Source organism: Ruegeria sp. BB5 (assembly GCF_056539405.1).
Window position 1 is genome coordinate 209,837 of the sequence record NZ_JBQFUX010000005.1, and the last position, 24,634, is coordinate 234,470.

Here is a 24,634-nt window from a genome sequence, read left to right on the forward strand (position 1 = left end):
TTGGGGTCTCGGTTTCGCCACAAATCGAGGGTAACAGAGGGACATGCAGTTTAGAAAACCCACCCCTGAAACGGAATCTTCTGCCCCCAAGGTTTCGCGGCGTCAAAAACGGGCTGAGGCGCAGCGGAAACGCGCATTATCCCCGGTTCGAATTTTCCTCATGGTCCTGATGCTGCCGGTGACGATTATGGGTATCGTTGTGGGGGTCTATCTGCGGACGTCTGAGTATAGGCACGAAGAAGCTTTGCTGCATCTGATTGCCCTGGCGGGGTGCGGCGCGATTGAAACCATTGTGCCGGGGCCATTCGTTGAGGGCGGCCCAGGGTATCACCCGCGCAATGACCCCGATGGCGATGGTGTGGCCTGCGGAACGCAAAGGTCGATTTCCGGGCAGAGCGCAGTGCCGCAACCGGCTGAAACGCCCAGATCGCGGACAGTCGGCAACGCCAAATTCCTGCGGCCCTGACCCCAATTCTAACAGAATCCCCGTGACTGTGGTACACTCCGCCGGACGCGCCGTTTTGGCCGTCATTGGGGGATTTCGCCCAGATAGCGAGGAAAATCATGTTTGCACGTATTACTCAGTTCAAGATGAAGCCCGGAATGCGGGATGCGGCCGAGGCAAAGATGAACGAGCTTAAAGATCAGATTATGGGCATGGAAGGCATGCACAGCTTTACCAATGTCATGAATGAGGACGGTACCGGTTTTGTTGTGGCCGTGGTTCAAAGCGAGGAAACCTCGAACGCCAACGCCCCCAAAGTGGCGGCGCTTTGGGGACATTTTGCCGAATTCCTAGAAGGCCCGCCATCACCGGCCGGGTTCGACGTGGTTGTCCATTGGGATAAAGGATAGGTCCGCGTATTCAGGGCCAAATCTTTCAACTCTAGTACCAGACTTTTTCAGGAGGAATGTTCAATGAACTTTTCGAAATGCGCAGCTATGGCTTTGATCGCAACCCTGTTTTCCGGTGCGGCCATTGCCGACACATCCAAAGATTTCCTGACGGCGACCAAGGTGTCCCAGATTAAGGATATGGGCGCACAGCAAATGGACGGGGCGTCGATAGAAAAGATCGTCTCGGGGAAAACTCTCAAGAGTTCCAACTGGACCTGGACGTTTGAAAAAGACGGAAAACAATCTTCGACGGCAAATGACGGATCATGGACAGACAAAGGCACGTGGTCCGTCAAAGGCAATGAACTTTGCCGGGAATCTGATACCTCTGGCAAAGGCGAACGCTGTTCGAAAGTCTATTTTATGGGCCGTGACCTGAGATTCACTGACGGCAAACGCAACTTACATGATTGGTGGGTCAGCTACTAAACGCATGGCAAGAATGTAAGCGAGAGGACTGACCATCTCGCTTGCTTTCAGTTGATCCTGCGAGCCAAGATCCAACCATGACTCGTGATGAATTCAACAGTTTCTGCGCCAGCCTCAAAGCCACCAGCCATGTGGTGCAATGGGGCAATGCGGATGTGTGGAAGGTGGGCGGTAAGGTCTTTGCGATCTGCGGCTGGAACGATGGCAAAGACGCCTTCACATTCAAGGCCACCGATCTGGCCTTTGAGGTTCTGGGTGACGAACCCGGTATCCGCCCAGCGCCTTATCTGGCCTCGCGGGGGATGAAGTGGCTGCAGGTCTATGAGGAACGCGGGATGAGCGACGCCTCCCTGCGCGAGCATATCGTGACGTCCTATGATCTGGTCGTGGCCAAGCTGACCAAGAAGGCGCGGGCAGATTTGGGCGTCTAACCTTTCATCGCGTGCAGCAATTCCAGCAGACGTTTTCGGTCGTCATCATCGGCGTAATCTCCGATCGCCAGACGCTGGGCGATGTTCAGGCGCAGGCGTTCGTGCTGGGTACGCACTTCTTCTCCGGCGGTTTCCGCCAGAGTTTTCATGATCACTGCCACAGCCTGCTGGCGCTTGGTGGTTGGGTTGGCGATGTAATCGACAAGGCTCTGCTGCCCGGAATCGAGGATGTTTTCGGCCAGATCGCGCAGCTGCTCGCCATTGGGCAGCAGTGGGGCAGGGGCATCTTCTGGTGGCAGGATTTCCGGCACGCTGCGCGGAGACTCGGCCAATGCGTTAGCGCCGTCAACAAAGGCCTCGGTGATCATACGGGTGATCTTGATCGCGCGCGGGTCCTTGAACAGGGCCGAGGCGATGGCCACGCCGTAATCGGTATAGACCCAAGGATTGACCCGCCGCCCGCCGCGACCTTTGGGCTTTGAGATCACATTCTGTGATTGCAAATCGGCGACCTCGGCATCGGTCAGCTGAAAGCGGTAGCCTTCGAACAGGTCCTTGTTACGCGAGACGGCCTGATTGAAGGCGCTGACGGACTTTCCATAGAACTGCGCCAGATCCTCGGCCAGCACCACGCGAGTGCCGCGCACCCGGTGAATGGCGCTTTGGACCTCATACGTGCTGGGCAGGGTGTTTGGGTTTGTCATGGCAACCGTTTGGAATCACAATTTGTGATTTCAAACGTGGCGGAGTGCGCGCTGGGCTGCAAGTTTGAAGTGTGGGAGAGTTCGATACTTCACCGAGCGAAACTATCGCAATGATTCCAGAGCCGACTTGGACCGCATCAATTAAGACGAAGCGATCTGAGAAAAAGCTCGGGCATTCGTGATAACTCTCCCACATACGGTCAATCAGGCGAAAACGTGGTGAAAACCTTGCATTTTAACTTATCTTCAGCATAGACAGCTTCCACCCAAGCGGGTTTCTTTCTTTTCAGCGATTTTGCAAACGTCTCTTCGCACAGGTTCATCGCATCCTTTTCGGCGGCTTCGCGGCTTGGTGCGCTCTTGGAATAGGCCCAGGTATGAATTCCATTTGTCGCGAAAGACCGATATTCATCAAAATTAATCTGCGACCACCCGTCGAGATAGTTGTATGCATCCAAAGCGGTTTTTGACAGGGTCAACTCTTTTGATTTTATGTCAAAGCCTGTAGGTACAACGGAAAGGTACAGGACACAGTCTTCGGGACTTTCCGCTTTGAAGCGGCATGACCGCATCGCAACGTCCTGAGCTGTTTTCAAGTTGTGATATCCCCATGCGGCACCATTGAAGTTATCCGTTTTCTTTGTTGTGTTGATTACCACTGCACCAAAGAAATCAGCTTTTTGCGAGTACCTAACATCCCTCTTTTGTGAGCCTCGCAGCTTGACATCCGAATGATAAATTAGAGTGCGCCCAGAGTAGTCCGTACGAGGTTCATCTGACCATGCAGGTGCAATAGAAGTTACAATGACAGTGAAAACCGGAATAAGAAATCGCATAGGTCGCCTTTTGCATTTAACGTAATTTTTCAGGGCGACTACCTCTATAGGTTGTTTCTTGGTGCTGCCTCAATGGTAAAAAGTGGCTTAGATATTCACCGCTTCCGCCTCTTCACATTCCCGCCCCGCTGCCCCGGCCTGCCAGCCGTTGATCGCCCACGCGATTTCACCGCGTCTTCCGAGGCTTTCTCGACTGCCCACTGGCGCGCCATCGGGTCGTCGGCAACGGCAAGATCGACCGCTTCCAGACGTTTGATCTCATCCCGGATGTTGGCGGCCTCTTCGAATTCCAGGTTCTCGGCGGCTTTGCGCATTTGTTCGCGCAGACCGTCCAGATGGGCCTCGAGGTTGGCGCCGTGCATCGGTTTGTCGATGGTGGCGGTGACGCGGTTCATGTCGACGTCGCCCTCGTAGAGACCGGCCAGAACGTCTTCGACGTTCTTCTTCACCGTCTCAGGCGTAATGCCGTGTTCCTCGTTATACGCGAGTTGCTTGGCGCGGCGGCGGTTGGTCTCGTTCAGGGCGCGTTCCATGCTGCCGGTAACCTTGTCGGCATACATGATCACCCGGCCATCGGCGTTCCGCGCGGCGCGGCCAATGGTTTGAACCAGAGAGGTCTCGGACCGCAAAAATCCCTCTTTATCCGCGTCCAGAATGGCGACCAGCCCGCATTCGGGGATGTCGAGGCCTTCACGCAGCAGGTTGATGCCAACCAGCACGTCGAACGCGCCCAGACGCAGGTCGCGCAGAATCTCGATACGTTCCAGCGTGTCGATGTCCGAGTGCATGTAGCGGACCTTGATGCCCTGTTCGTGCAGGTATTCGGTCAGATCCTCTGCCATGCGTTTGGTCAGGGTCGTGACCAGAGTGCGATAGCCATCGGCGGCGACCTTGCGCACCTCGTCCAGAAGGTCGTCCACCTGCATGGATACAGGGCGGATTTCGACCTCAGGGTCCAGCAGGCCGGTGGGGCGGATCACCTGTTCGGTGAAGACGCCGCCGGTCTGTTCGATCTCCCACTTCGCCGGGGTGGCCGAGACAAACACGGATTGGGGGCGCATGGCGTCCCATTCCTCGAACTTCAGCGGTCGGTTGTCCATGCAGGAGGGCAGCCGGAACCCGTGTTCGGCCAGCGTGAACTTGCGCCGATAGTCACCCCGGTACATGCCGCCGATCTGCGGAACGCTGACGTGGGATTCGTCGGCAAAGACGATCGCGTTATCGGGGATGAATTCGAACAGGGTCGGGGGCGGCTCACCGGGTGCGCGGCCTGTGAGATAGCGCGAGTAGTTCTCGATCCCATTGCAGACGCCGGTGGCCTCAAGCATTTCCAGATCGAAATTGGTGCGCTGTTCCAGTCGCTGCGCTTCCAGCAATTTGCCCTCGCCCACCAGTTGATCAAGCCGGGTGCGGAGTTCTTTTTTGATCCCAATGATGGCCTGCTGCATGGTCGGTTTCGGCGTCACGTAGTGTGAGTTCGCATAAACGCGCACCTGCTCCATTGTGGCCGCGCGTTCGCCAGTCAGCGGGTCGAATTCGGTAATGGTCTCCAGTTCCTCGCCAAAGAACGAGAATTTCCAGGCGCGATCCTCAAGGTGGGCGGGCCAGATTTCCAAGGAATCGCCGCGTACCCGGAAAGACCCGCGCTGAAACGCTTGATCGTTGCGCCGGTATTGCTGGGCGACCAGATCGGCCATCACCTGTCGCTGGTCGTATTCGTTGCCGACCTTTAGGTCTTGCGTCATCGCTCCATAGGTTTCGACTGAACCAATACCATAGATGCAGGAAACCGAGGCGACGATGATCACATCGTCCCGCTCTAACAGTGCCCGCGTGGCCGAGTGGCGCATCCGGTCGATCTGTTCGTTAATCTGGGATTCTTTCTCGATGTAGGTGTCCGATCGCGCCACGTAGGCCTCGGGCTGGTAGTAGTCATAGTAGGACACGAAATACTCGACCGAGTTCTCGGGGAAGAAGCCTTTGAATTCGCCATACAACTGCGCTGCCAGCGTCTTATTGGGTGCAAGGATGATAGCCGGGCGCTGGGTCTCCTCGATCACCTTGGCCATGGTAAAGGTTTTGCCCGTCCCCGTCGCGCCCAGCAGAACCTGATCGCGTTCACCGTCCATCACGCCCCCGGCCAGCTCCTTGATGGCCGTTGGTTGGTCACCCGCTGGTGCGAACTCGGTATGCATAACGAATTCCTTGCCGCCTTCCAGCTTCAGGCGAGCGCGGACATCCTCGGCATTCATCTGGGTCTTGTCGGAATGAGCATAGGCCATAGGGGGAGATTCCTTTCGCGCCTGATTTTGATCTGTTTTTGTTCTTGTTCAAGGGGGCATTTCCAAATGCCGAAATTGCGACAATTGCGGACTTGTCCGCGCCGCCTGCCTGACGCATAAACATTCCTATCCAAATGAGTACGGAGAGGCGACATGCGCGCACGGATTTACCAGCCCGCAAGAAATGCAATGACCTCGGGAATGGCCAAGACCCGCAAGTGGGTTTTGGAATACGCCCCCGCGTCATCGCGCGAGGTTGATCCGCTGATGGGCTGGACCTCGTCCAATGACACGCAGACCCAGGTGCGCCTGAAGTTCGACACCAAGGAAGAGGCGTTGGATTACGCCAAGGACAACGGGATTGATGCGCAGGTCAGCGAACCGCATAAGCGCAAGCCCAACGTACGCGCAGGTGGGTATGGTGAAAACTTCGCCCCGAGTCGTCGGGCACCCTGGACCCATTGACCGAAACCCTTGGAATGATCGACATCCGCGAAGTGGATCCCGGAGCGCAGGACATGCGCCCGATCATTCAAGCGCATTTGGCCCATAGCTGGGAAGCCACGCCCCAGACCTCGAACCACACCCTGGACGTCGATGCATTGCGAGAGCCCGGCATTCGATTCTGGGCATTGTATGAAGCGGGTAAACCGCTGGGATGCGGAGCGCTTAAAGCCTTGCCCGATGGCACCTCTGAGGTGAAATCAGTGCATGTCGTGACCGCCGCCCGTGGCCGTGGTCTGGCGCGAGTGATCATGACCTACCTGGCTGACCTTGCCCGTTCAGAAGGTGTCTCGGCCTTGGTGCTTGAGACGGGTGCGACCCATCTGACGGAATATGATGCCGCGCGCAAACTCTATGAGGCGTTGGGGTATACCTATTGCGGACCGATATTTGGGTATGAGGCCGACCCGAACAGCGCCTTCATGCGCTTGGGTCTTGAACCCCGCCCGTAAAAACCGCAAGAAGGGCGCAGCGGTCCCTTAGCTCAACTGGATAGAGCAGCTGACTTCTAATCAGCAGGTTGAGGGTTCGAGTCCTTCAGGGATCGCCATTTCACCAAATCATCGAATTACCAAAGAAAGAAATCTTGAACACGTCCGTTGTCGCTGTACCAAGGTCGGTCGCAATTGTTGGAGATTACTTGGATTTCAGTGGGAAGGTGCTTCGCCATGATTTCGACCCGTGTTGCACTAGCGGGCAACGATACGTTCAAGTTCCGAGCGGTCAACTTTAGATGCGTGGCGTTTGTCCATGGGGATTTTGTGAACTGAAATCACATTGGGCACGCCAAATTCAGACGCGAATTTACGCCAATCCTGAAGGTGATCACGCCGCCCTTCGACACATAGCGTCGGTCTGGTCCCAGTGTTGATCAACGCACAGCGCGCAACACCCGGCCATTGTCTTGCCGCGACTTCAATCGCAAAGGGAAAGAGCAGGCCCGATTTCACTTCTATTTCAGACCCCACCCGACCCCACAACCACAAGCGTCCCTCTTCATCCAACGTGCCGGCGTCTCCGGTGCGATGCCAGATGACGGCGCCTTCTATGATTTTATTTTCGCCCGAATGTGCGGGATCAAGATAGCCGTCATTCACGTGCGCCCCGGCGACCTGTATCTCGTTGTCGCAGATGCGGAGTATGATTTCAGGAACCGGATACCCCACAAGTAGACCTTTCCCTTCGGCCATCTGTCGGTGATCGTTTTCCGAGATATCTGTGGCATCAAGGTGGGCAATCGGCTCAGCCTCGGTCGATCCATAAACACAAACCACTGAAAGCTCGTTTCTGGTTTGCAGCGTGTCGACAAGGTCCGGAAAAACCGGACCGCCACCCGTGAAGACCGTGTTCAACTGTCCGGTATTTTGGGTTTGGGTCAGTTTTTCGCAAATTGAGGGTGGAATGAGGGCGCGGGTGACCTGCTGCTTTTGAATCCAGTCCGCCAAGTGGGTGGGCGCAAGGCGGTCAAGCTTGCTCAGCCGCCAGTTTGGCATAACTGTGGTGCGCCCTGCGGCCAGGTTGATCAGGGTGAACACCGGAAAGGCCACCAAATCCCTTTCGGCCTTGTCGCTTTCTAGAAGGGGCGCAATGGCGTCGTGTTGCGCCATTAAAAACGCATGCGTGCGCGGGATGGCCTTGGGCTGGCATGTCGTTCCAGAGGTAAATGAGATTAAGGCTGTGTCATCCGCCCGAATCTGATGATTGGGCGGCGAGCCAGGGCTTTCATTGGGTGTCAAAAGACGCAGCCTCCAAAGCTCTGGAATTAGAAACTTGAGCAAAGAGTACACGCCAGCTGCGCAGAACGCCTTGGGCGAAGTGGCCCGCGCAGCGTGGCGCAAACCGGCCAGTCCCATTGCCGGTTCCGGCAGCACAACGGTTGCACCCAACGACCACAGGGCCGCCAGGCTTGCATATAGGTCCGCGTCGACGGGCATTGCCAGCAATACGCGGTCGCCTGGCCTGATACCTTTTGCGTGCCATCGGCCTGCCAGTTTCTGCATGCGAGAGTGCAGTTGTTGAAAACTGATCTGGCGGCCTTTGCCGTCCACTATGGCGGTTCTGTTCGGAAACCGTTCAACCGCAGCAGCAAAATGTGCTATCAAATCAGCCATTCAGCTTACGTCCAAGCAGAGAGTATCGCCGGAATATAGTCGCCCCTTCTGCCGCACTGCGATCAGCGGACTTATTGTCGTCGTGGATCAGGGCATGGATGGCAGTTTTGCACCCCATCTCTGCAGCCGCTTTGTGAAACCTTTGGGCCAGATGCCGCCCTGCGCCCGGTTCCAGGCTTGCATAGGTTTTGAGGATCGCGGAACTGGGGGTGGGCCCTTCGGCATAGTTGGGAATGCCGAACAGAAAACCCGCCAAATTGCCATCGTGGCGACGCGCAAACAGGATCAGTTCACGCTTCATCATCGGCACGACAGGCAGGTACATGGCCAGGAATTCGGACTCGGAAATCGGTTTGTAAAACGCGTTTTCCGAAAACGCCTGTGCAGACAGCGCGAACACCTGGCGAAACAAGCCCTCGGGATCATTTCCATCCCACGCTTCCACCTCAAAACCATCGTTTTCAGGCGGTGCCACTGTGTCGGTATCTTCCAACTCTACACGGGCCGAGAAATACCGGCTGATTTCGCAAAAACCCGCGGATCGGAAGACTTCAGGTTCATGCGCTTTGTTGGTCGGCTCCATCAGGAACGGAGCGGATCCGTCGCTGTAGGAGACGAACCGGTAACTGTGCCAGGTGTCCCCTGACATCGGCCCAATGACCCGGTCGATGCCTGCGTTTCTGACCAGTTCTATACCCGTATCCAGAATTTCGGCACCGGCTTCGGGTGATTTGCATGAAAAGTCACCGAATGTTGCCGCTTGTACGCCCTCCCAATTGGGGCCGTTCAGGTAAACGGTCAGCTTCGCATCAGCGGTTTTGATTGTCTCTTTGGTCATGACGCGACTCCGGCAAAAAAACCTGCACCGATCGATCCCGCAACGGAGTACGCGTAATAGATCAACGGAAGGGCAAGGGCCAATACTGTTAACCTCAGCACCCGATCTTTTTCAAACCACCGCGGTCTGATCCACGGTACGGCCGTCATGCAGATTAAGGAAAGCAGCGCCAGAATTGTCAGCGGTTCGGCCCAGCGTGCAGGTTCCGGATTCAGCGCAGTAGCAAAGTGTCTGACTAAGAATAATGTTGTGGCCACCACAAGGATCGCAAGGATTTTGCCTCGCAGCGCCAGAACGCTGAACCCCATGGCTAGCCCCATCGCACTGAGGCCATAAAACGATACGGCATTCCACCCGGTCGCATTGCCAAGCGCCAGCCATCCGAAACTAAACAACCCCAGAGACGCTACGACATCCAGATCCGGGTACTTGCTGTCGCAGGGGGTCGATACCCGTGCCCAAAGATGCGTCGCTAGTACCAAAATAGGCAGGACCGCATTTTGAAGTGCAGTGACTGCCAGCAAGAGGAAAACGGTGATGACGTAAACCCGTGTGGCATGTTTGGTAAGACCCAGCCTTGCGCCCAGGATGCTGAAACCGCCGAGCGAGGCCAGAAAAACCAAGGCTATGGTCGCCAGCTCAATCAAGGAACTGTCGAAGTGTACGCTCAGAAAAATCAGGAGACCAAGTGGGAGGAACAGGTTGTCAAAACCCCGCCAGCTTTGGGCCTCGACCAGGGTTCCAAAAGCAGCAACCATAACGCAGAGCATAAGGATGTTCGCTAGTGGCAAGGCGGCCATGAACAGAAAACAGACGATCGCGATCAGCATCGTAACCACGAAAAAAACCACCGATCCCTCGACGCTTTTCTCACCATCCTCGACAATGAATCGCCGCGTTCCATACGCGGTTCCGGCCAGCGCGGCGGCGGCGTCTGCCAAGGTCAGAACCGCAATCGGCAAGATGTAGAACAACAGGTTATCCCCGGCCAGCAAGAAGCATAGCCCCACCGACAACGCGAGCAGGAAGTCACCATAGGATGTTCGCTCCACCCCATGCAGGGTCGCGCCAAGACCTTTCGAAAAACGAGGAAGACGCAAGACAAGCATCACAAGCATTGTGGCGGCGATCAGCATGTAAACCGGCCAGCGGTCGGAAAAGATCCAGGGCAGCAGCAACGCAAAGAGCCCCGTGCTTACATGCATCAGTTTCCGCTGCACTTCGGCGTTCAGCCCTGCAGCTTTGGCCAGGTGGCGGATGACCATCATCACGCCGAGCAATGCCAACACCGACCCTGCCGCCAGCAATATCTGCATGAGAACGGTCAAGGCCGGACCTCTTCGACCACGAAATCCGAATAGAAGAAGGCCAGATCGCGGGCCTTCTGCTGTGTTTCGATTTCGGTCAGGGTTTCAATCCTGTCCCGGTAATCCGCTGGTACACGGCGCGGCGCCATCATGTTCCAATAGACCAATCGTGCATTTGGCTCTGCAGCACTCAGGATCGCACCATAGACCTGCTTGAACGTTTCAGGGGACATGTATTCGAAAATGTCGGACAGGTTGAACCCGCTGGCCTTTTCGCCCGTCGAGATGAAGGCCTCGAGTGAGCCAAGGCGAATATCCAGGCGATCCAATCGGGACCGGACAGTTTCATAATGTTCCGGACGCCACGCCATCGGCAATGCGTCGCCATGGGTGCCCTTTAGAATCCAGTGCAGATAGGGGTTTTGCGATGGATCGGTCGCGACCCCGGCATGGCGCAGTCGGCGAGCAACATGTTGGGCCGGGCTTCCATCTACGTGGTCGAAAAACGCGCTGTCCCGCCCCATCCGCCCCATCACGAATCGCGAGAAGAAAGTGTTTAGCAACAACCGCCATCGGAATGTGTTGAACCGCGTGTCGAAAAAAACCTCGCGTGCGTCGGGGGGGCGGGGCGTGAACACGTCGTCGACGGTGCGGCGCGAATGGACCAGCGGTAACAGCCAGGTTCGAAAGATGCGAAAATACCGCTCGAACTTACCGACGCCGCCGATGCCGTGTCTGTCTACTTCGGACGCAAGGGTCTGCCAGAAGGCGTTTGTTTCTTCATCGGTTTCTTCCAACACCCGGTTCAACAAAGCAAGCCGCCGCTTGCTTGGGCGCGAGCCCGTCAACTCAATGAACTCTGAATGCGTCAACACCTTATACGCCGCGATCCTGAGCTTGAGGCAGGCGATCTGAGCCGGGGACAAATCCAGCACCACAACACGCGCGGGATCGAGTGTCAGCATGGCCAGCGCATTGTCTCCGGCCGAACATATCGACACCAGTGTCCGCCCCGTGCAATCACCCAATGCGGCGGTCAGGACGTCCGCATCCTCCCACAGTTGGGCGTACCGGATATGGTCGAAATCCGCCTTGTCTTCGATTTCACTGCTACGCATCGCACCGCTCCACTGCGCCGCTTGCCCCGTCGACAGACAGTACTTCTCCGTCTTTGATCCATTGTGTGGCCCCTTTTAGGCCAACAACGCAGGGGATACCCAATTCGCGCGCCACAATGGCCGAGTGGGACAACAAGCTGCCACGTTCGACAACGATGGCAGAGGCGTTCGAGAAAACGGCGATCCAGCCTGGATCGGTGTGGCGGGCGACCAGTACTTCGCCGGGGTTCAGCGCCTCGGTCCGAGGATCGCGGATCACCCGCGCACGTGCTTTGACCTGACCCGCGGAACAGCCCGTTCCGTGCTTTGTCCGTGTGGCATCTGCTTCGGCCTCAATCGAATCAGACCAAACAGGCGCGATGGCAGGACCTTGGATTTCAATCCGTTCGGGCGGACCGGGGCGTTGGGATGAGGCCGCATCTTCGGCTTTGCGTCGTGCAACGATGCCTTTCAGGTCAGGCGACAGGCTGAACCCCTCGACCGCGCCAAGAACTTCATGCGTTGTCAGAAAGAACACATCTTTTGGTGTTTCAAGCAAGTCGCGCGCGGCAAATTCCCGACCGATCCCCAAAAACACACGGCGCGCATAGCCAAAGATGCGGGTGCGTTCAAAGCGCAGGTTTTCGCGGTCGCGCACACGCGCCTTGGTCCAACCCAAAATCCATTTCGCAACATGTCGCTTGATCGGGCTCGCTGGGAACAGTGCCTTCCAATCCGGTTCACGGCCTTCCTGACGCCCGCCGGGAGGATGATCGGCGCAAGCGGCAATTGCCAGCAACAGGCTTGTCGGGTCGTCTTGCAGAGGGATGCTTTCCAGCTTTAGCTCTTCGGTGCAGCGGTCTCCGAATTTTTCCAGATAGGATTCAACTTCAGTCTCGATCTGTGGGTGCGCGGACAAAACGGACAGCCGCGCGTCAGCTTTCAACTGTTCCGTGATACCGGCGGTGCGCACCAGATGGCCAATCCGGGCAATGCGCTGCGCAGGTTCGGCTGACACGATGTCACCCTGGCCAATCATCAGGTCATTATGCAGCGTCAGGCCGTCTTCACCAAGCCACCTTTGCAGCAGGTTGCGCGACCCGCCAAATGCAATCATGCACAGAAAATCATTGATCAATGGGGCATCCCACCGATCCAGCAGGGTGCTTTCGATGCGGCGGTATTCGGCTGCAAGCTGGGTCGCATTAGACGCATCTACGTCCAGCCCCGCCTGCAATACCCCGTTCAGCCTGTCATAAAAGTTTCGCCGCGTCCGTGGTAGGCAGATGGCCTGCCAGATCAGCCCGGCCGCGACCTTGCCCAGCTTTGCGTATTCTACAATCCTGCGCCAACCAACCGAGGGGGGTGGGGCAAGGGCATCCGTGACCTCTCGCGGCATGGGTTCCGACACGCCCATCATCGTTTCCATATAGTCGCGGTTCAGCGAAAACCCCGGCAACAGGGCCAAGGCCCGATACCAGTTGATCAGGTTGTAATAGACACGCCCATCCACGCGCCCGAGCAAATTGTCGAACACCGTTGGATTCTGGTCGACAGTACGCTTGGAGACGCCCAACAACCTGACAAACGCGCGGTAGACCTGAGCATACACGTGCAGAGCAAAGGAATAGGTCAGCGGGCTAACGATACCGGGATAGCTTTCGACAATGTTCGAGTTGTCGAAAATCGTCAGCGTTGTGTCGGCCAAGGCCGCGGGGCGCAATGGCGTTGTGATTGGTCGGGCCTGCAGAATATGAAGCCCCTGTGCATCAATGGCCCATTCAATATCCTGGGGCGATCCGAAAAGCTCTTCGGCTTTGCGCGCGAGGGCGGCAATGGATTGCGCGTCACTCACCGTTAAATACTCAGGTTTATCCGGCGCGCTTTCAGGAGCGTCATCCGCGCCTATGATCCAATCTTCCCCGTCCGTCTCACCAGAAACCAACTGCTCAGCCAGACCATCAATTGCCGAAATTACGACCACACCGCGACGACCGCTAACCGGGTCGGCGGAAAATGCGACACCTGCAGATTTTGGATTAATCATGCGCTGTACGATGATCGCGGGTCCTTCGACCTCGCCCCCGGATTTGACCGCGCGGTATGTCTCGACCGTCTCTGAGAAACCGGAATGCCAGACCTTTTTGGCCGCTTTCAAAACAGAGCTGCCCGAAACGTTCAGAACCGTTTCATATTGTCCCGCATGGCTGTGTTCCACACCATCTTCGGCCTTACCAGAGCTACGAACCGCGTAAGGCCCGGTTCCGAGTGTTTTCAGCGCGGCAGACAAAGCCGATTGCAGACCGTTTTGAGCAATGGGACCGGATTTCCCCATGCGGAATGCATCGCTGGTGATGACAAAAAATGCGGGCGGGGCAAAACCATGCTGCGTAAGATGCGATAAAGCAGCTGCCTTGCCCCCTACAACGGAAACATCGTTTGCATCCGATTGGGCGACGATGAAGGTCATGTAAGCGCTCCGATCAGGTACGGAAGGAAACCAGCTGTGGCGTAGCAGAAAAACACCCATAGGCCGGCGATTGTGTCCATCCGGTCTTGGGCTTTCACTGTCGGCGCCTGAACATAGCGTTTTGCTGCCAGACAACAGGGGATCAGGGCCAACCCGCCGATCAAGGCGCTTAACCAACCAACGCCGGTTGCGGCACCTGTGCCCACAAGCAGCGCATAGGATATCAAAACGCAACCCACCCAGATGCGCCCTGCCTGAGGCGGGCCCCATAACCCGGAATAGGTGTCCACGCCGGTGATCTCATTTTCGGGTGCCCACAATTTGCGGCCAATCTCAAGCACACACCCGTTCACGAAGGACAGCGCCAGAAACAACCACAGGAAGGGTGCCGCCTGACCTTTTGGCAGCCATTCGATGCCGGTCAGCAGCAAATCGATCAGAGGCATGATTGCCATATGGCTTAGCAGGTACAGGACCGGTCGTGCCTTCAACCGGGCGGGCGCGCCAAATTCGACGGTCATTGCCCCAAGCCAGATCCAGACTAAACCCAATAGCCACAAGACCGGCGGGTACCACAGCCAGGCGGCGGCAACAGACAAAGGCACGGTCAACAGGCCCCAGCCCAATACTTCGCGCTTGGATACCAGACCACGTGGAATTGGCCTGTCGGGCCGGTAACGTCGGTCATCCTCGGCGTCTTTGAATTCGTCACAGACCCGCATCTGGAAAAACAGCGCCATGGCAAGGACAAAACCGGCGGCAAATGCAGGCCATTCCGGCAGGGGGCGATCCGCCAGACGGGCGGACACACATATACTGGCCGCAGAAAACACAAGCAGCAGGGGCACGGTTTTCTTCAGCGGAAATCGCTCAGTCTGATAAATCCAGAAGCGGCTTTGAAAGCTCATCTTTGGCGGGCCAGACTTTCATGAGCGCGGGTAAAATGCCCTGCCGCGATCGCCGCGAGGATGGATATTTCCCCACACAGGCAGGTTGCCGCGGCCACCTCAGCCAACGCTGTACCACACCCGTTGCCCTTAAGGCCGAGTATATTCAGGGCCGCAGTCTGGCTTGGCAACCCGGTGCCGCCCCCTACTGATCCAACCAAAATGTTTGGCAACGTCACCGAACAGAATAGATCATCACCCCTTGGCTCCATTCTTGTGACGCCCATCGCACTTTCGGCCACGCAAGCCGCGTCCTGGCCGGTTGCTATGTAAAACGCGGCCAGCCCGTTGGCATAATGCGCCTGTGCGCCAAACTGACCCGACAGATGCGCACCCAGATTGGCGACACGCCCATAGGCCAACATCGCCTCGACCGTTGTGCCTAGCGTCTTTTCGACAATTTCAGCAGGAAGTGTGACCGAGGCGCTAACCTTTCGTCCGCGCCCTGTCACCAGCCCAAGCGCCGAAGCTTTCTTATCACCTGAGAAATTCCCTTCGACATACCAGTTCTCGAACTCGACCGGACAGTTATCTGCAATTTCATGGCACATCGCATCGGTGGCAATGGTCACCATGTTCTGTCCGGCTGCATCGCCGGTGGTGTATCGGCAGATCAAGAACACGACGTTGGTGTCTATGAACGGCTCCAGCGAAACTAGCTTGCCGTGGCCGGTGGTCGCCTCGGCCGCGGATTTGAGCATTTCGACATTTGAAACCACCCAATCCACGAATTGCCCGGCCTTTAGCAGGCTTTCAAACACAAAAGCCGGAGTGCGCAGCACCCCTTCGTACAAAACAGCCGTGCTGATACCACCAGACCGGGTGGCGGCATAGGCACCCCGGGCATATGAGGCGACCAACGCCGCCTCGGTTGTGGCGAGGGGAACGTGGAAATCCCCGTTTGCGTTCATTCCGTTCAAACGCAACGGCCCAATAACTCCAACAGGAAGCTTAACCGTCCCAATGAAATTTTCGATATTGGCACTGTAAATTTCTGCAGCGTCAAGCGTTGCAGGGTCCGCAATCTGCGCCTGATCTTCATCACCTGCGGTTGGTTTCAGCTTTTCCCAAAACCGCACAACCATTTCAGGGGTTGTCTTGCGCGATGGTCGCAAGGTCGCAAATTCGGCGTCGTTTGACGCCATCTGCTGCGGTATCTGATCGGCATCAAATCGAGCCTTGATGCGATGAAGCATCTCACGAACGTGAAACGGAATTATCAAAAGTACGCTCCGGTATCTGTCCCGCAAAAACTATTGCAGATGCAAATCAATGTGTCTGCACGTTACCAAAAGGTCCGCCGATATCCAGCCATATCTCCTTGAATCGAAAGGACCCCAACCGTGCCGCAGTGGATATGTTTGATTGCACTATGCGTGCTTACATGTGCATCGCCGCGTCGGGCCTGGGCCGAAAATCGACGCAACCGTGTCGCAAATTTCTATAGGATGTGCGCTTTGACCGACGGTGCGGTTCCCTAAAACTTGGTTTCTTCCGCGGATCATCACGGTTCTGGATTATTCCAACGGAGGAGACCCAAATGTCTGCGAATGAAGAACACATAAGACAGCCAAGTCTGGGGCTGGCGCTTGTACCAATTGTGCTGACCCTTTTCGTGCTTGGCCTGCAGCTTTTCTATTTTGGCGACTTTACCCCACATATTCCGCTGGCGTTTGGGATAGCGATTACTGGGGTTGTCGGCCTTATGCTTGGCCACAAATGGCCCAGCATCGAAGAGGGCGTATTCCACGTCATCAATATTTCACTACCGTCTGTTTCGATTCTGATCACGGTTGGCATGATCATTGGTGTGTGGATCGCAAGCGGCACGGTTCCGACACTGATCTATTATGGTCTGAAGATACTGTCGCCCGAGCTGTTTCTGGCCGCGGGCATGGTGTTGTGTTCCATCGTCTCTGTCTCGCTGGGCACCTCCTGGGGAACGACGGGCACTGTCGGGCTGGCCCTGATGGGCATCGGCGCCGGATTTGGTATTCCGATGTATTGGACGGCTGGTGCGGTCGTCTCAGGTGCTTTCTTCGGCGACAAGATCTCACCTTTGTCGGACACTACGAACCTGGCACCCGCCGTGACAGGCACCAATCTGTTCGATCATATCCGGAACATGTTACCCACCACGGTTCCGTCCATGTTGATTGCGCTGGTGATCTACTTTGTTGTCGGTTTTACGTTGATCGACACATCGCAAGTGTCGTTTGACCGCATCCATGCCATCACAACCGCACTGGATGAGGCATTCTGGATTTCCCCGATCATGTTGTTCCCGGCGGTTCTGGTCATCGTTCTGGCGGTTATGAAACAGCCTCCGATCCCGTCGCTGTTTGCAGGGGCCGTCGTTGGTGGCATCATGGCCATCTTTTGCCAGGGTGCGGGTCTGCACGAAACGTTTACCTTCGCCAACAGCGGATATTCCATTGATACCGGCGTTCCCGAAATCGACCCGCTGCTGAACCGTGGCGGTATTCAGTCGATGATGTGGACCATCTCGCTGGTGCTGCTTGCCTTGGGGTTTGGCGGCGCGTTGGAGCGCGTTGGCTGCCTTCAGGCGATCATCAATGTGGTCATCTCGAAGGTGAAGACCTTCGCGGGCATTCAGACCTCGGCCATTTTGACTTCGGTGGCGACAAACACCGTTGCGGGCGACCCGTATCTTTCCATCGCCCTGCCGGGCCGCATGTATGCGCCTGTCTATCGGGCCATGGGGTATTCACCGTTGAACCTGTCACGCGCTGTCGAAGAAGGCGGTACCTTGGTCTCGCCCCTGATCCCCTGGAACGCCGGAGGCGCCTTTGTGATCACCGCACTTGGTCTTGGGATCGCAGACGGGAATTTTGAAAACCTGCTATACATTCCCCTTGCGTTTGCTTGCTGGCTGTCACCTGTCATCGGTATCTTTTATGCTATGACTGGGCTTTTCTCGCCCAAAGCCAGTGACGAGGAAATCCACGCTTGGGAAGCCAGCGGCGAGCCTGTTGCTGAGTGGCACGCCTGATCGACCTGCACCAACACCTTCGGGTGTTGGTGCGTTTCACCCATCTCGGTTGGTATTGGGAGGAAAAAGAATGAGCCCCAAGAACTTCATTCCAAAAGGGGCGGCCAGTTTTCGCATAGACCATGACGGGCCAGCCAAAGAGATCTATTTCCTGCTTCTGCCGAAACTAACCATGCTGGCCTTTAGCGCAGCTGTCGAGCCGTTGAGGATCGCCAATCAGGTCACGAACAGAGAGCTCTACAAATGGTATCTGATCACCGAAGATGGAAACCCGGTTCAATGCTCAAACGGAATTGAAATCACCCCGGACACTGCACTGCAAAACCTACCGCGCCTATCAAGGATGTTCGTCTGCTCTGGCATAGAACCGGCAGAAAGCACCAATCCCAGGGTACTGTCGTGGATCAGTCGCCAGAAGGCCTTTGGCTGCAAGCTTGGTGGTATCTGCACCGGTGCATTTGCACTTGCCAAAGCCGGAGCGCTAACCGGAAAGCGGTTCACCTTACACTGGGAAAACCACCCCGCCTTTATCGAGCATTTTGAAGGGCTGGAACCTTCTGCAAACCTGTATGAAATCGACAATGAGCTTATGACATGCGGCGGCGGCAATGCCGCGACCGATATGATGCTGGATATGATCGAGTCTGATTTCGGAAAGGATCTGGCCGTCATCGTTTCCGACATGTGCATCCATTTTCGGTCGAACAACCGCAAAACCCTCCAGAAATCCGCCTTTTCGGTGGCTTTGGGTAGCCGCAACCAGTACCTGATCAACGCCATGCAGATCATGCATGAGAACCTAGAGGATCCGTTGGATATCTCGGAAATAGCAGAGGCTGTTCAGATATCACGCCGCCAGTTGGAGCGCCTGTTCCAGAAATATGTCGAAGTTTCACCTGTGCAGTTTTACATCGAATTGCGCGTTGCGCGCGCTTATGCACTGCTCAGCGAAACCGAATTGCCCGTTACCGAAATCGCAGCGGCCACGGGGTTTGGCAGTGCGACCCAGCTTACGGTGCGTTTCAAAAAGCGTTATGGCGAGGCGCCAACGTCCTTCAGACGAGGATGGTCGGAAAAGCGCGAATAATATCCGCCAGTTTCAGCCGATCCAGCCGGTCAAGTTTGTCCCTTGACCCTGGGCTGCGAACGCTCTAGGCCCTGTCGTCTTTGCTCAGACATCTCGGAGACATGCGCCATGGCCCCCAGCAGCCCGTGGATTGGCATTGATTTTGGCACGTCGAACTCGGCGGTGGCATATGTGGACGCGGGTGCACCCCGTTTGGTGCGGTTCGACGCCGCCGCCACGACCCTTCCCACAACCTTTTTCTTTGATTTCGAAACCCGCGAAACCCTGATCGGCGAGTCTGCTAATCAGGCGTTGCTTGAAGGGTTGGAGGGGCGATTTATGCGCGCCCTCAAACGCGTGCTGGGCACCACGTTGATGCATGAAAAGCGCCAGATCCTGAACCAGAGGGTGACTTTCGTCGAGATAATCGGATCTTTCTTGCGCAGGCTTCGAGAGCGGGCCGAGGCCGAGCGTGGCGTGTCTTGCACCCGCGTGGTCTCGGGACGGCCCGTGGTATTTCATGGCTCGGGCGATCCGCGCGAGGCGCAGGCTGAGGCTGATTTGCACGCGTGTTATGAGGCCGCTGGATTTACCGACATCCGGTTCTGCCCTGAGCCCGCCGCGGCTGCCATTGCGAATGGTGCGGCCGGGCCAGATGACACGGTTGGATTGGTTGTGGATATCGGTGGCGGAACGTCAGATTTTTCGGTTTTCCGCACTAGGTCCGCAGAGGTCGAGATTCTGGCCAACCACGGGGTACGAATTGGCGGTACGGATTTTGATCGTACAATAAGCATCAATCAGGTCATGCCCCTGTTGGGTAAAGGGTCGATGGTTCGAGATGTTTTTGGCAAAGGTGTGTCGCAGACGCCCAACGCGATCTTCAATGACCTTGCGACCTGGGAAATGGTCCCTTTTCTGTACACGGCCCAGAACCGCCGCATGGTGGGCGATATGCTGAAGCTGGCCGAGTCCCCCAAGCGGTTAGCGCGGCTTGCAACAGTGCTTGAACACGAATTGGGTCACGAACTGGCCTTTGCGGTGGAGCGCGGGAAAATAGCCGTGAACTCAGGGGCGAATGATCCGGCCATCACGCTGAACATGCTCGAGACGGGGTTGACCGCGCAACTCAGTGATGTGTTGGTGGCCGAAAGCCTTGCCGCGCATGCCGCGCAGTTGGACACGGGGGCACGCGAAGTTCTGCGCCAGGCTGATCTGACTGCACAGCAGATCGACCGCGTCGTCTATGTCGGGGGTTCTAGCCTGATGGGCGTCGTGCCCGAAACGATGCGTGGCGTTTTCCCTTCGGCCGAGCATTCCTTTGCCTCTGTCTTTACCGCCGTGGCCGAGGGGCTGGCCCTGGTGGCAGCGCAAGAGCGCGGGTAGGGCAAAGATCGCACCACTTGAAATGGACGGCGGTTTACTGGGGCCCGCTCACGTGGGGCGGAGCCCTTTAAGCCTCATCGTATCAAGTAAGTTGAAAAATATCTTGCAACCGGTTGCAAAGAAAATCATGGTATCCTCGAATTAAAGAATCGGGAGGCCTGCATGCTCAGAATCGGATTGCTTGGTGCCGGACGCATTGGTCGCGTACATGCACAGGCCATCGCGGCGCATTCGCAAAGCCAGCTGTGCGCTGTCTCTGACGCGATTTCCGATGCGGCTGAAAGCCTTGCCACTGAACAGGGGGCAACCACGCGCGACTCGATGGAGATCATCGCAGACCCGTCGATTGATGCCGTCCTGATCGCGACGCCGACTGACACCCATTCTGACTTGATTGAGGCCGCTACACGGGCGGGCAAGGCGGTTCTGTGTGAAAAACCCGTCGATCTCAGCCTTGAACGGGCACTTGCCTGCCAAGCCGTTGCGGCGGAAACCGGCCAGCCGGTGATGGTTGGGTTCAATCGCCGGTTCGATCCCAGCTTTTCGGCTCTGAAATCCGCAGCCGATCAGGGTGAAATTGGCGCGCCCGAGTTGTTGTCGATTACGTCTTTTGATCCGGCCCCTCCGCCCGTCAGCTATATCAAAGTCTCGGGTGGTCTATTCCGGGACATGATGATCCATGATTTCGATATGGCGAACTATCTGATGGGGCAGTTGCCGGTGCAGATTTCGGCCTTCGGCACCTCGATTGTCGATCCCGAAATCGGACGGGCGGGCGACGTGGATACAGCTGTTGTAACAATGACTTATGCAAGCGGTCAGATTGCGGTGATCAAGAATTCGCGGCGTGCTGTCTACGGTTATGACCAGCGGATCGAAATGCTTGGGTCGGGCGGGCTGTTGCAGGCTCATAACATTCTGGAAAACGCGGTGGTCAAGTCAACAGCCGACGGCATCACTGGGGCGAAGCCGACCTATTTTTTCCTGGAACGCTATATGCCTGCATACCGCGCAGAATGGGATGCGTTTGTGCAGGCGGTGCAGTCCGGTTCGTCAATGCCAGTGACGCTGGAAGACGGGGTTGCTGCCCTGGCCATGGCCGAAGCTGCGAACCGTTCGGCCCAATCAGGGCAGCCTGTTGCAATGGCCGATGTTTTGAAACCGGTTGCAAAATGAGCGGATATCCGGAAACTGGGGAAAGCTCCGCCAGATTCCCGGAGCGGAGGAGATTCGGCCGGTCCGAATAACTGGGGCTGTTGCCCCGGCAATAAAGACAAACTGTTTTTATGGGAGGAAACCAAATGAATAAGTTCGTAAAAAGCGCACTGGCTGCCAGCGCGCTGGCGCTGGTCACTGCAACCGGCGTCGCGGCAGAGGGTGAGAAATACATTCTGGTCAGCCACGCCCCTGACAGCGACAGCTGGTGGAACACAATCAAAAATGGCATTGCCCTGGCGGGCGAACAGATGGGTGTCGAGGTTGAATACCGCAATCCGCCCACAGGTGACCTGGCTGACATGGCACGGATCATCGACCAGGCAGCGGCGTCTGGCCCCAATGGCATCATTACCACGCTGGCCGACCCGGACATTCTGGAAGGTCCAATCAAGGCAGCGGTGGATTCCGGCATCGACGTGATCATCATGAACACCGGCACGCCCGAAAAGGCGCGTGAAGTTGGCGCTTTGATGTATGTGGGGCAGCCTGAATATGATGCGGGTCTGGCTGCCGGTCAGCGGGCCAAGGCGGACGGGATCGGGTCCTTCTTGTGTGTGAACCACTATATCGTTCAACCCTCAAGCCAAGAGCGGTGTCAAGGTTTTGCCGATGGTCTGGGTGTGGAACTGGGCGAGCAGATGATCGACGCCGGTCAGGACCCCGCTGAAATCAAGAACCGGGTTCTGGCCTATCTTTCCGCCAACCCTGAAACCGACGCTGTTCTGACGCTTGGTCCGACATCGGCGGACCCGACCATTCTGGCGCTGCAGGAAAATGGAATGGCCGGTGACATTTATTTCGGCACGTTCGATCTGGGCGGTGAAATCGTCAAAGGCATCAAGGACGGCACCATCCAGTGGGGTATCGACCAGCAGCCGTTCCTGCAGGCCTATCTGCCGGTTGTGGTTCTGGCCAATTACCACCGCTATGGCGTCCTGCCGGGCAACAATATCAACTCGGGTCCCGGTTTTGTAACAGCGGACGGCCTGACAAAAATCGAAGAGTTCGCGGGCGAATACCGCTGATTTAACAAAGCGGTGGGCGCAAGAGGAGTGCGCCCGCCGCCCACTCCAACACTCGGAAACCCGCGCGAGGGAGGACCACAATGTCTGAGACAGTTCAATCCACGGCAGGCGGTGACGAACGGATCAAAGAGATCTCGCCACTGCGTCGCGCCCTGATCCGCCCCGAATTGGGCGGCATGGTCGGGACAGTTGCTGTTTTCACCTTTTTCCTGCTTTTTGCTTTTGACAGCGGCATGTTCAATAGCCAGGGCATCATGAACTGGTCCATTGTCTCGGCGCAATTCATGATCATCGCGGTAGGGGCCTGTCTGCTGATGATCGCGGGTGAATTTGACCTGTCCGTCGGGTCGATGATTGGTTTCGCGGGCATGATGATCGCAATCTTTTCGGTCACGCTTAGCTGGCCGGTCTGGATGGCGATCCTGGTGACATTTGCCCTGTGTGTCTCAATCGGCGCGCTGAACGGCTACATCGTCATACGAACGGGGCTGCCTAGTTTTATCGTCACCCTGGCATTTCTGTTCATCTTGCGCGGTTTCACGATCTACCTGCCGCAGACTATCGAACGCAAAACCATCATTGGCGGCATCAAGGACGTGGCCGAGGGCGATTGGTTGGCGTGGGTGTTTGGCGGCAAGGTGTTTCAAGGCTTCTTCGTCTGGCTGGGCAACAATGGCCTGATCGAAACGTTCTCACGTGGTACACGTGAAGGGCAGCCGGTCGTCGATGGAATTCCCATGTTGCTGATCTGGGCAATCGGGCTGATCATCTTTGGCCATGTGCTGTTGACCAAGACTAAATTCGGGAACTGGATATTTGCTGCCGGTGGTGACGCCGAAGCGGCCCGGAACTCAGGCGTGCCGGTGAACCGGGTCAAGGTGCTGATGTTCATGTTCACTGCCTTTTGCGCCACGGTTTTCGCCACCTGTCAGGTGATGGAGTTTGGTTCGGCCGGTGCGGATCGCGGCTTGCTGAAAGAGTTCGAGGCGATCATCGCCGTGGTCATTGGCGGCGCATTGCTGACTGGTGGCTATGGCTCGGTCCTTGGGGCGGCGTTGGGCGCGTTGATCTTTGGCGTCGTGCAGCAGGGTCTGTTCTTTGCCGGTGTCGAAAGCTCGCTATTCCGGGTGTTCCTGGGCGTCATCCTTCTGGGTGCTGTGATCCTGAACACCTACATCCGTCGCATCATCACAGGAGAACGCTGAGATGACCGAAGACACCAAGTTCCACCACGGCGACGCGCAGGCCAAGAAACCGATTATTCGGATGGTCGACATTCAAAAGCATTTCGGTTCGGTGATTGCGCTGGCCGGTGTCAGCTTTGATCTGTGTTCCGGCGAATGCCACTGTTTGCTGGGCGACAATGGCGCGGGCAAGTCGACCTTCATCAAGACCATGTCGGGCGTACACAAGCCCACCGCCGGCGAGATCTTCTTTGAAGATAAGCCGATGCATTTCGAAGATCCGCGTGATGCGATTGCAGCGGGAATTGCCACCGTACACCAGCATCTGGCGATGATCCCACTAATGAGCGTCAGCCGGAACTTCTTTATGGGGAATGAACCAACGCGCAAAGTCGCGGGGATCAATTTCTTCGACAAGAAACTGGCCGATGAAATCACTATGGAAGAGATGCGAAAAATGGGCATCAACCTGCGTGGTCCCGATCAGGCCGTGGGTACCTTGTCGGGCGGTGAACGTCAGACGGTGGCCATTGCTCGGGCGGTTCATTTCGGCGCCAAGATTCTGATCCTGGACGAACCGACCTCGGCCCTTGGTGTGCGGCAGACTTCGAACGTTTTGGCGACCATCGACAAGGTGCGCAGTCAAGGCGTAGGCGTTGTTTTCATAAGCCATAACGTGCGCCACGCGCTGGCTGTGGGCGACCGCTTTACCGTGTTGAACCGGGGCAAGACGCTGGGCACTGCACGGCGCGGGGAAATCACGCCAGAAGAGTTGCAGGACCTGATGGCAGGCGGTCAGGAACTGGCCGAACTGGAAGGGTCCTTGGGCGGAACGGTTTAACCCCGTTCCCCCATTTTGGGCCCACGGCCCGACATCAAACAAAATTGC

23 protein-coding genes and 1 tRNA gene are annotated in these 24,634 nt (G+C 56.6%); 14 read left to right on the forward strand and 10 right to left on the reverse strand.

The annotated features are described in order from the left end of the window. The first annotated feature begins 43 nt into the window (after positions 1-43). The 4 genes from ACR0DL_RS13940 (at position 44) to ACR0DL_RS13955 (ending at position 1,757) form a co-directional block, all read left to right on the forward strand. The gene (locus ACR0DL_RS13940; protein ID WP_170397286.1) at positions 44-466 is read left to right on the forward strand and encodes an excalibur calcium-binding domain-containing protein; all 423 of its coding nucleotides are present in this window, start codon (positions 44-46) and stop codon (positions 464-466) included. A gap of 98 nt (positions 467-564) precedes the next feature. Then, entirely contained in the window at positions 565-855 is a 291-nt protein-coding gene (locus ACR0DL_RS13945; protein WP_170350529.1) for an antibiotic biosynthesis monooxygenase family protein, read from the forward strand. 63 nt (positions 856-918) lie between these two features. Beyond that, complete coding sequence (locus ACR0DL_RS13950; protein WP_480663394.1) at positions 919-1,326, forward strand: hypothetical protein; 408 nt, start codon at positions 919-921, stop codon at positions 1,324-1,326. Between the two features lie 77 nt (positions 1,327-1,403). Then, a complete protein-coding gene (locus tag ACR0DL_RS13955) occupies positions 1,404-1,757 on the forward strand; it encodes an MmcQ/YjbR family DNA-binding protein (RefSeq protein WP_480689693.1) in 354 nt (117 codons plus the stop codon). On the opposite strand, the gene ACR0DL_RS13960 is transcribed toward ACR0DL_RS13955, so the two are convergent. The 3 genes from ACR0DL_RS13960 to uvrB all read right to left on the reverse strand — a co-directional run bounded on the left by ACR0DL_RS13960 (position 1,754) and on the right by uvrB (position 5,579). Beyond that, the gene (locus tag ACR0DL_RS13960) at positions 1,754-2,461 is read right to left on the reverse strand and encodes an ORF6N domain-containing protein (RefSeq protein WP_480689695.1); all 708 of its coding nucleotides are present in this window, start codon (positions 2,459-2,461) and stop codon (positions 1,754-1,756) included. The genes ACR0DL_RS13955 and ACR0DL_RS13960 overlap by 4 nt on opposite strands. 200 nt (positions 2,462-2,661) lie before the next feature. Then, positions 2,662-3,297, reverse strand: a complete 636-nt coding sequence (locus tag ACR0DL_RS13965) for a hypothetical protein (protein ID WP_425081626.1) — start codon at positions 3,295-3,297, stop codon at positions 2,662-2,664. Between the two features lie 95 nt (positions 3,298-3,392). Then, complete coding sequence (gene uvrB / locus ACR0DL_RS13970; protein WP_480689697.1) at positions 3,393-5,579, reverse strand: excinuclease ABC subunit UvrB; 2,187 nt, start codon at positions 5,577-5,579, stop codon at positions 3,393-3,395. Positions 5,580-5,732: 153 nt separating this feature from the next. Between uvrB and ACR0DL_RS13975 the strand changes: the two genes are divergently transcribed. The 3 genes from ACR0DL_RS13975 to ACR0DL_RS13985 all read left to right on the forward strand — a co-directional run bounded on the left by ACR0DL_RS13975 (position 5,733) and on the right by ACR0DL_RS13985 (position 6,633). Then, positions 5,733-6,044, forward strand: coding sequence for an ETC complex I subunit (locus ACR0DL_RS13975; RefSeq protein WP_170350520.1), 312 nt, complete (start codon positions 5,733-5,735; stop codon positions 6,042-6,044). Continuing rightward, positions 6,041-6,535, forward strand: coding sequence for a GNAT family N-acetyltransferase (locus tag ACR0DL_RS13980; protein WP_425081624.1), 495 nt, complete (start codon positions 6,041-6,043; stop codon positions 6,533-6,535). Before ACR0DL_RS13975 ends, ACR0DL_RS13980 begins: the two co-directional genes overlap by 4 nt. 21 nt (positions 6,536-6,556) lie before the next feature. Next, positions 6,557-6,633: transfer RNA gene (locus ACR0DL_RS13985), tRNA-Arg, on the forward strand. Between the two features lie 139 nt (positions 6,634-6,772). On the opposite strand, the gene ACR0DL_RS13990 is transcribed toward ACR0DL_RS13985, so the two are convergent. The 7 genes from ACR0DL_RS13990 to ACR0DL_RS14020 are packed head-to-tail and all read right to left on the reverse strand — an operon-like array spanning position 6,773 to position 16,049. After that, positions 6,773-8,194 carry an AMP-binding protein gene (locus ACR0DL_RS13990; RefSeq protein WP_480638778.1) on the reverse strand — a complete coding sequence of 474 codons (1,422 nt, stop codon included), beginning with the start codon at positions 8,192-8,194 and terminating at the stop codon, positions 6,773-6,775. Next, a complete protein-coding gene (locus ACR0DL_RS13995; protein WP_480689699.1) occupies positions 8,187-9,032 on the reverse strand; it encodes a hypothetical protein in 846 nt (281 codons plus the stop codon). Before ACR0DL_RS13995 ends, ACR0DL_RS13990 begins: the two co-directional genes overlap by 8 nt. Beyond that, positions 9,029-10,360, reverse strand: coding sequence for a hypothetical protein (locus ACR0DL_RS14000; protein ID WP_480689701.1), 1,332 nt, complete (start codon positions 10,358-10,360; stop codon positions 9,029-9,031). The genes ACR0DL_RS13995 and ACR0DL_RS14000 overlap by 4 nt, the downstream gene beginning before the upstream one ends. Next, positions 10,357-11,457: a BtaA family protein gene (locus ACR0DL_RS14005; RefSeq protein ID WP_480689703.1), complete on the reverse strand. Its 1,101-nt coding sequence runs from the start codon at positions 11,455-11,457 to the stop codon at positions 10,357-10,359. The genes ACR0DL_RS14000 and ACR0DL_RS14005 overlap by 4 nt, the downstream gene beginning before the upstream one ends. Further along, positions 11,450-13,906, reverse strand: coding sequence for a PEP/pyruvate-binding domain-containing protein (locus ACR0DL_RS14010; RefSeq protein WP_480689705.1), 2,457 nt, complete (start codon positions 13,904-13,906; stop codon positions 11,450-11,452). The genes ACR0DL_RS14005 and ACR0DL_RS14010 overlap by 8 nt, the downstream gene beginning before the upstream one ends. After that, the gene (locus tag ACR0DL_RS14015; RefSeq protein WP_480689707.1) at positions 13,903-14,754 is read right to left on the reverse strand and encodes a UbiA family prenyltransferase; all 852 of its coding nucleotides are present in this window, start codon (positions 14,752-14,754) and stop codon (positions 13,903-13,905) included. The genes ACR0DL_RS14010 and ACR0DL_RS14015 overlap by 4 nt, the downstream gene beginning before the upstream one ends. Before the next feature lie 56 nt (positions 14,755-14,810). Next, positions 14,811-16,049, reverse strand: coding sequence for a hydroxymethylglutaryl-CoA reductase (locus ACR0DL_RS14020; RefSeq protein ID WP_480658679.1), 1,239 nt, complete (start codon positions 16,047-16,049; stop codon positions 14,811-14,813). 344 nt (positions 16,050-16,393) lie between these two features. Between ACR0DL_RS14020 and nhaC the strand changes: the two genes are divergently transcribed. From nhaC to ACR0DL_RS14055, 7 genes are all read left to right on the forward strand, one after another. Then, positions 16,394-17,866 (forward strand): Na+/H+ antiporter NhaC, encoded by a 1,473-nt coding sequence (gene nhaC / locus ACR0DL_RS14025; RefSeq protein WP_170350505.1) that lies wholly within the window; start codon positions 16,394-16,396, stop codon positions 17,864-17,866. 70 nt (positions 17,867-17,936) lie between these two features. Next, a complete protein-coding gene (locus tag ACR0DL_RS14030; protein WP_170412863.1) occupies positions 17,937-18,953 on the forward strand; it encodes a GlxA family transcriptional regulator in 1,017 nt (338 codons plus the stop codon). Positions 18,954-19,061: 108 nt separating this feature from the next. Then, positions 19,062-20,318, forward strand: coding sequence for an Hsp70 family protein (locus ACR0DL_RS14035; RefSeq protein WP_480658683.1), 1,257 nt, complete (start codon positions 19,062-19,064; stop codon positions 20,316-20,318). A 162-nt stretch (positions 20,319-20,480) separates the two neighbouring features. After that, positions 20,481-21,494, forward strand: a complete 1,014-nt coding sequence (gene iolG / locus ACR0DL_RS14040) for an inositol 2-dehydrogenase (RefSeq protein ID WP_226689370.1) — start codon at positions 20,481-20,483, stop codon at positions 21,492-21,494. Positions 21,495-21,619: 125 nt separating this feature from the next. Continuing rightward, a complete protein-coding gene (locus ACR0DL_RS14045; protein ID WP_170350497.1) occupies positions 21,620-22,561 on the forward strand; it encodes a sugar ABC transporter substrate-binding protein in 942 nt (313 codons plus the stop codon). An 80-nt stretch (positions 22,562-22,641) separates the two neighbouring features. Beyond that, positions 22,642-23,766, forward strand: coding sequence for an ABC transporter permease (locus ACR0DL_RS14050; RefSeq protein ID WP_170350495.1), 1,125 nt, complete (start codon positions 22,642-22,644; stop codon positions 23,764-23,766). Between the two features lies 1 nt (position 23,767). After that, the gene (locus tag ACR0DL_RS14055; protein WP_170350493.1) at positions 23,768-24,586 is read left to right on the forward strand and encodes an ATP-binding cassette domain-containing protein; all 819 of its coding nucleotides are present in this window, start codon (positions 23,768-23,770) and stop codon (positions 24,584-24,586) included. Positions 24,587-24,634 lie beyond the last annotated feature (48 nt).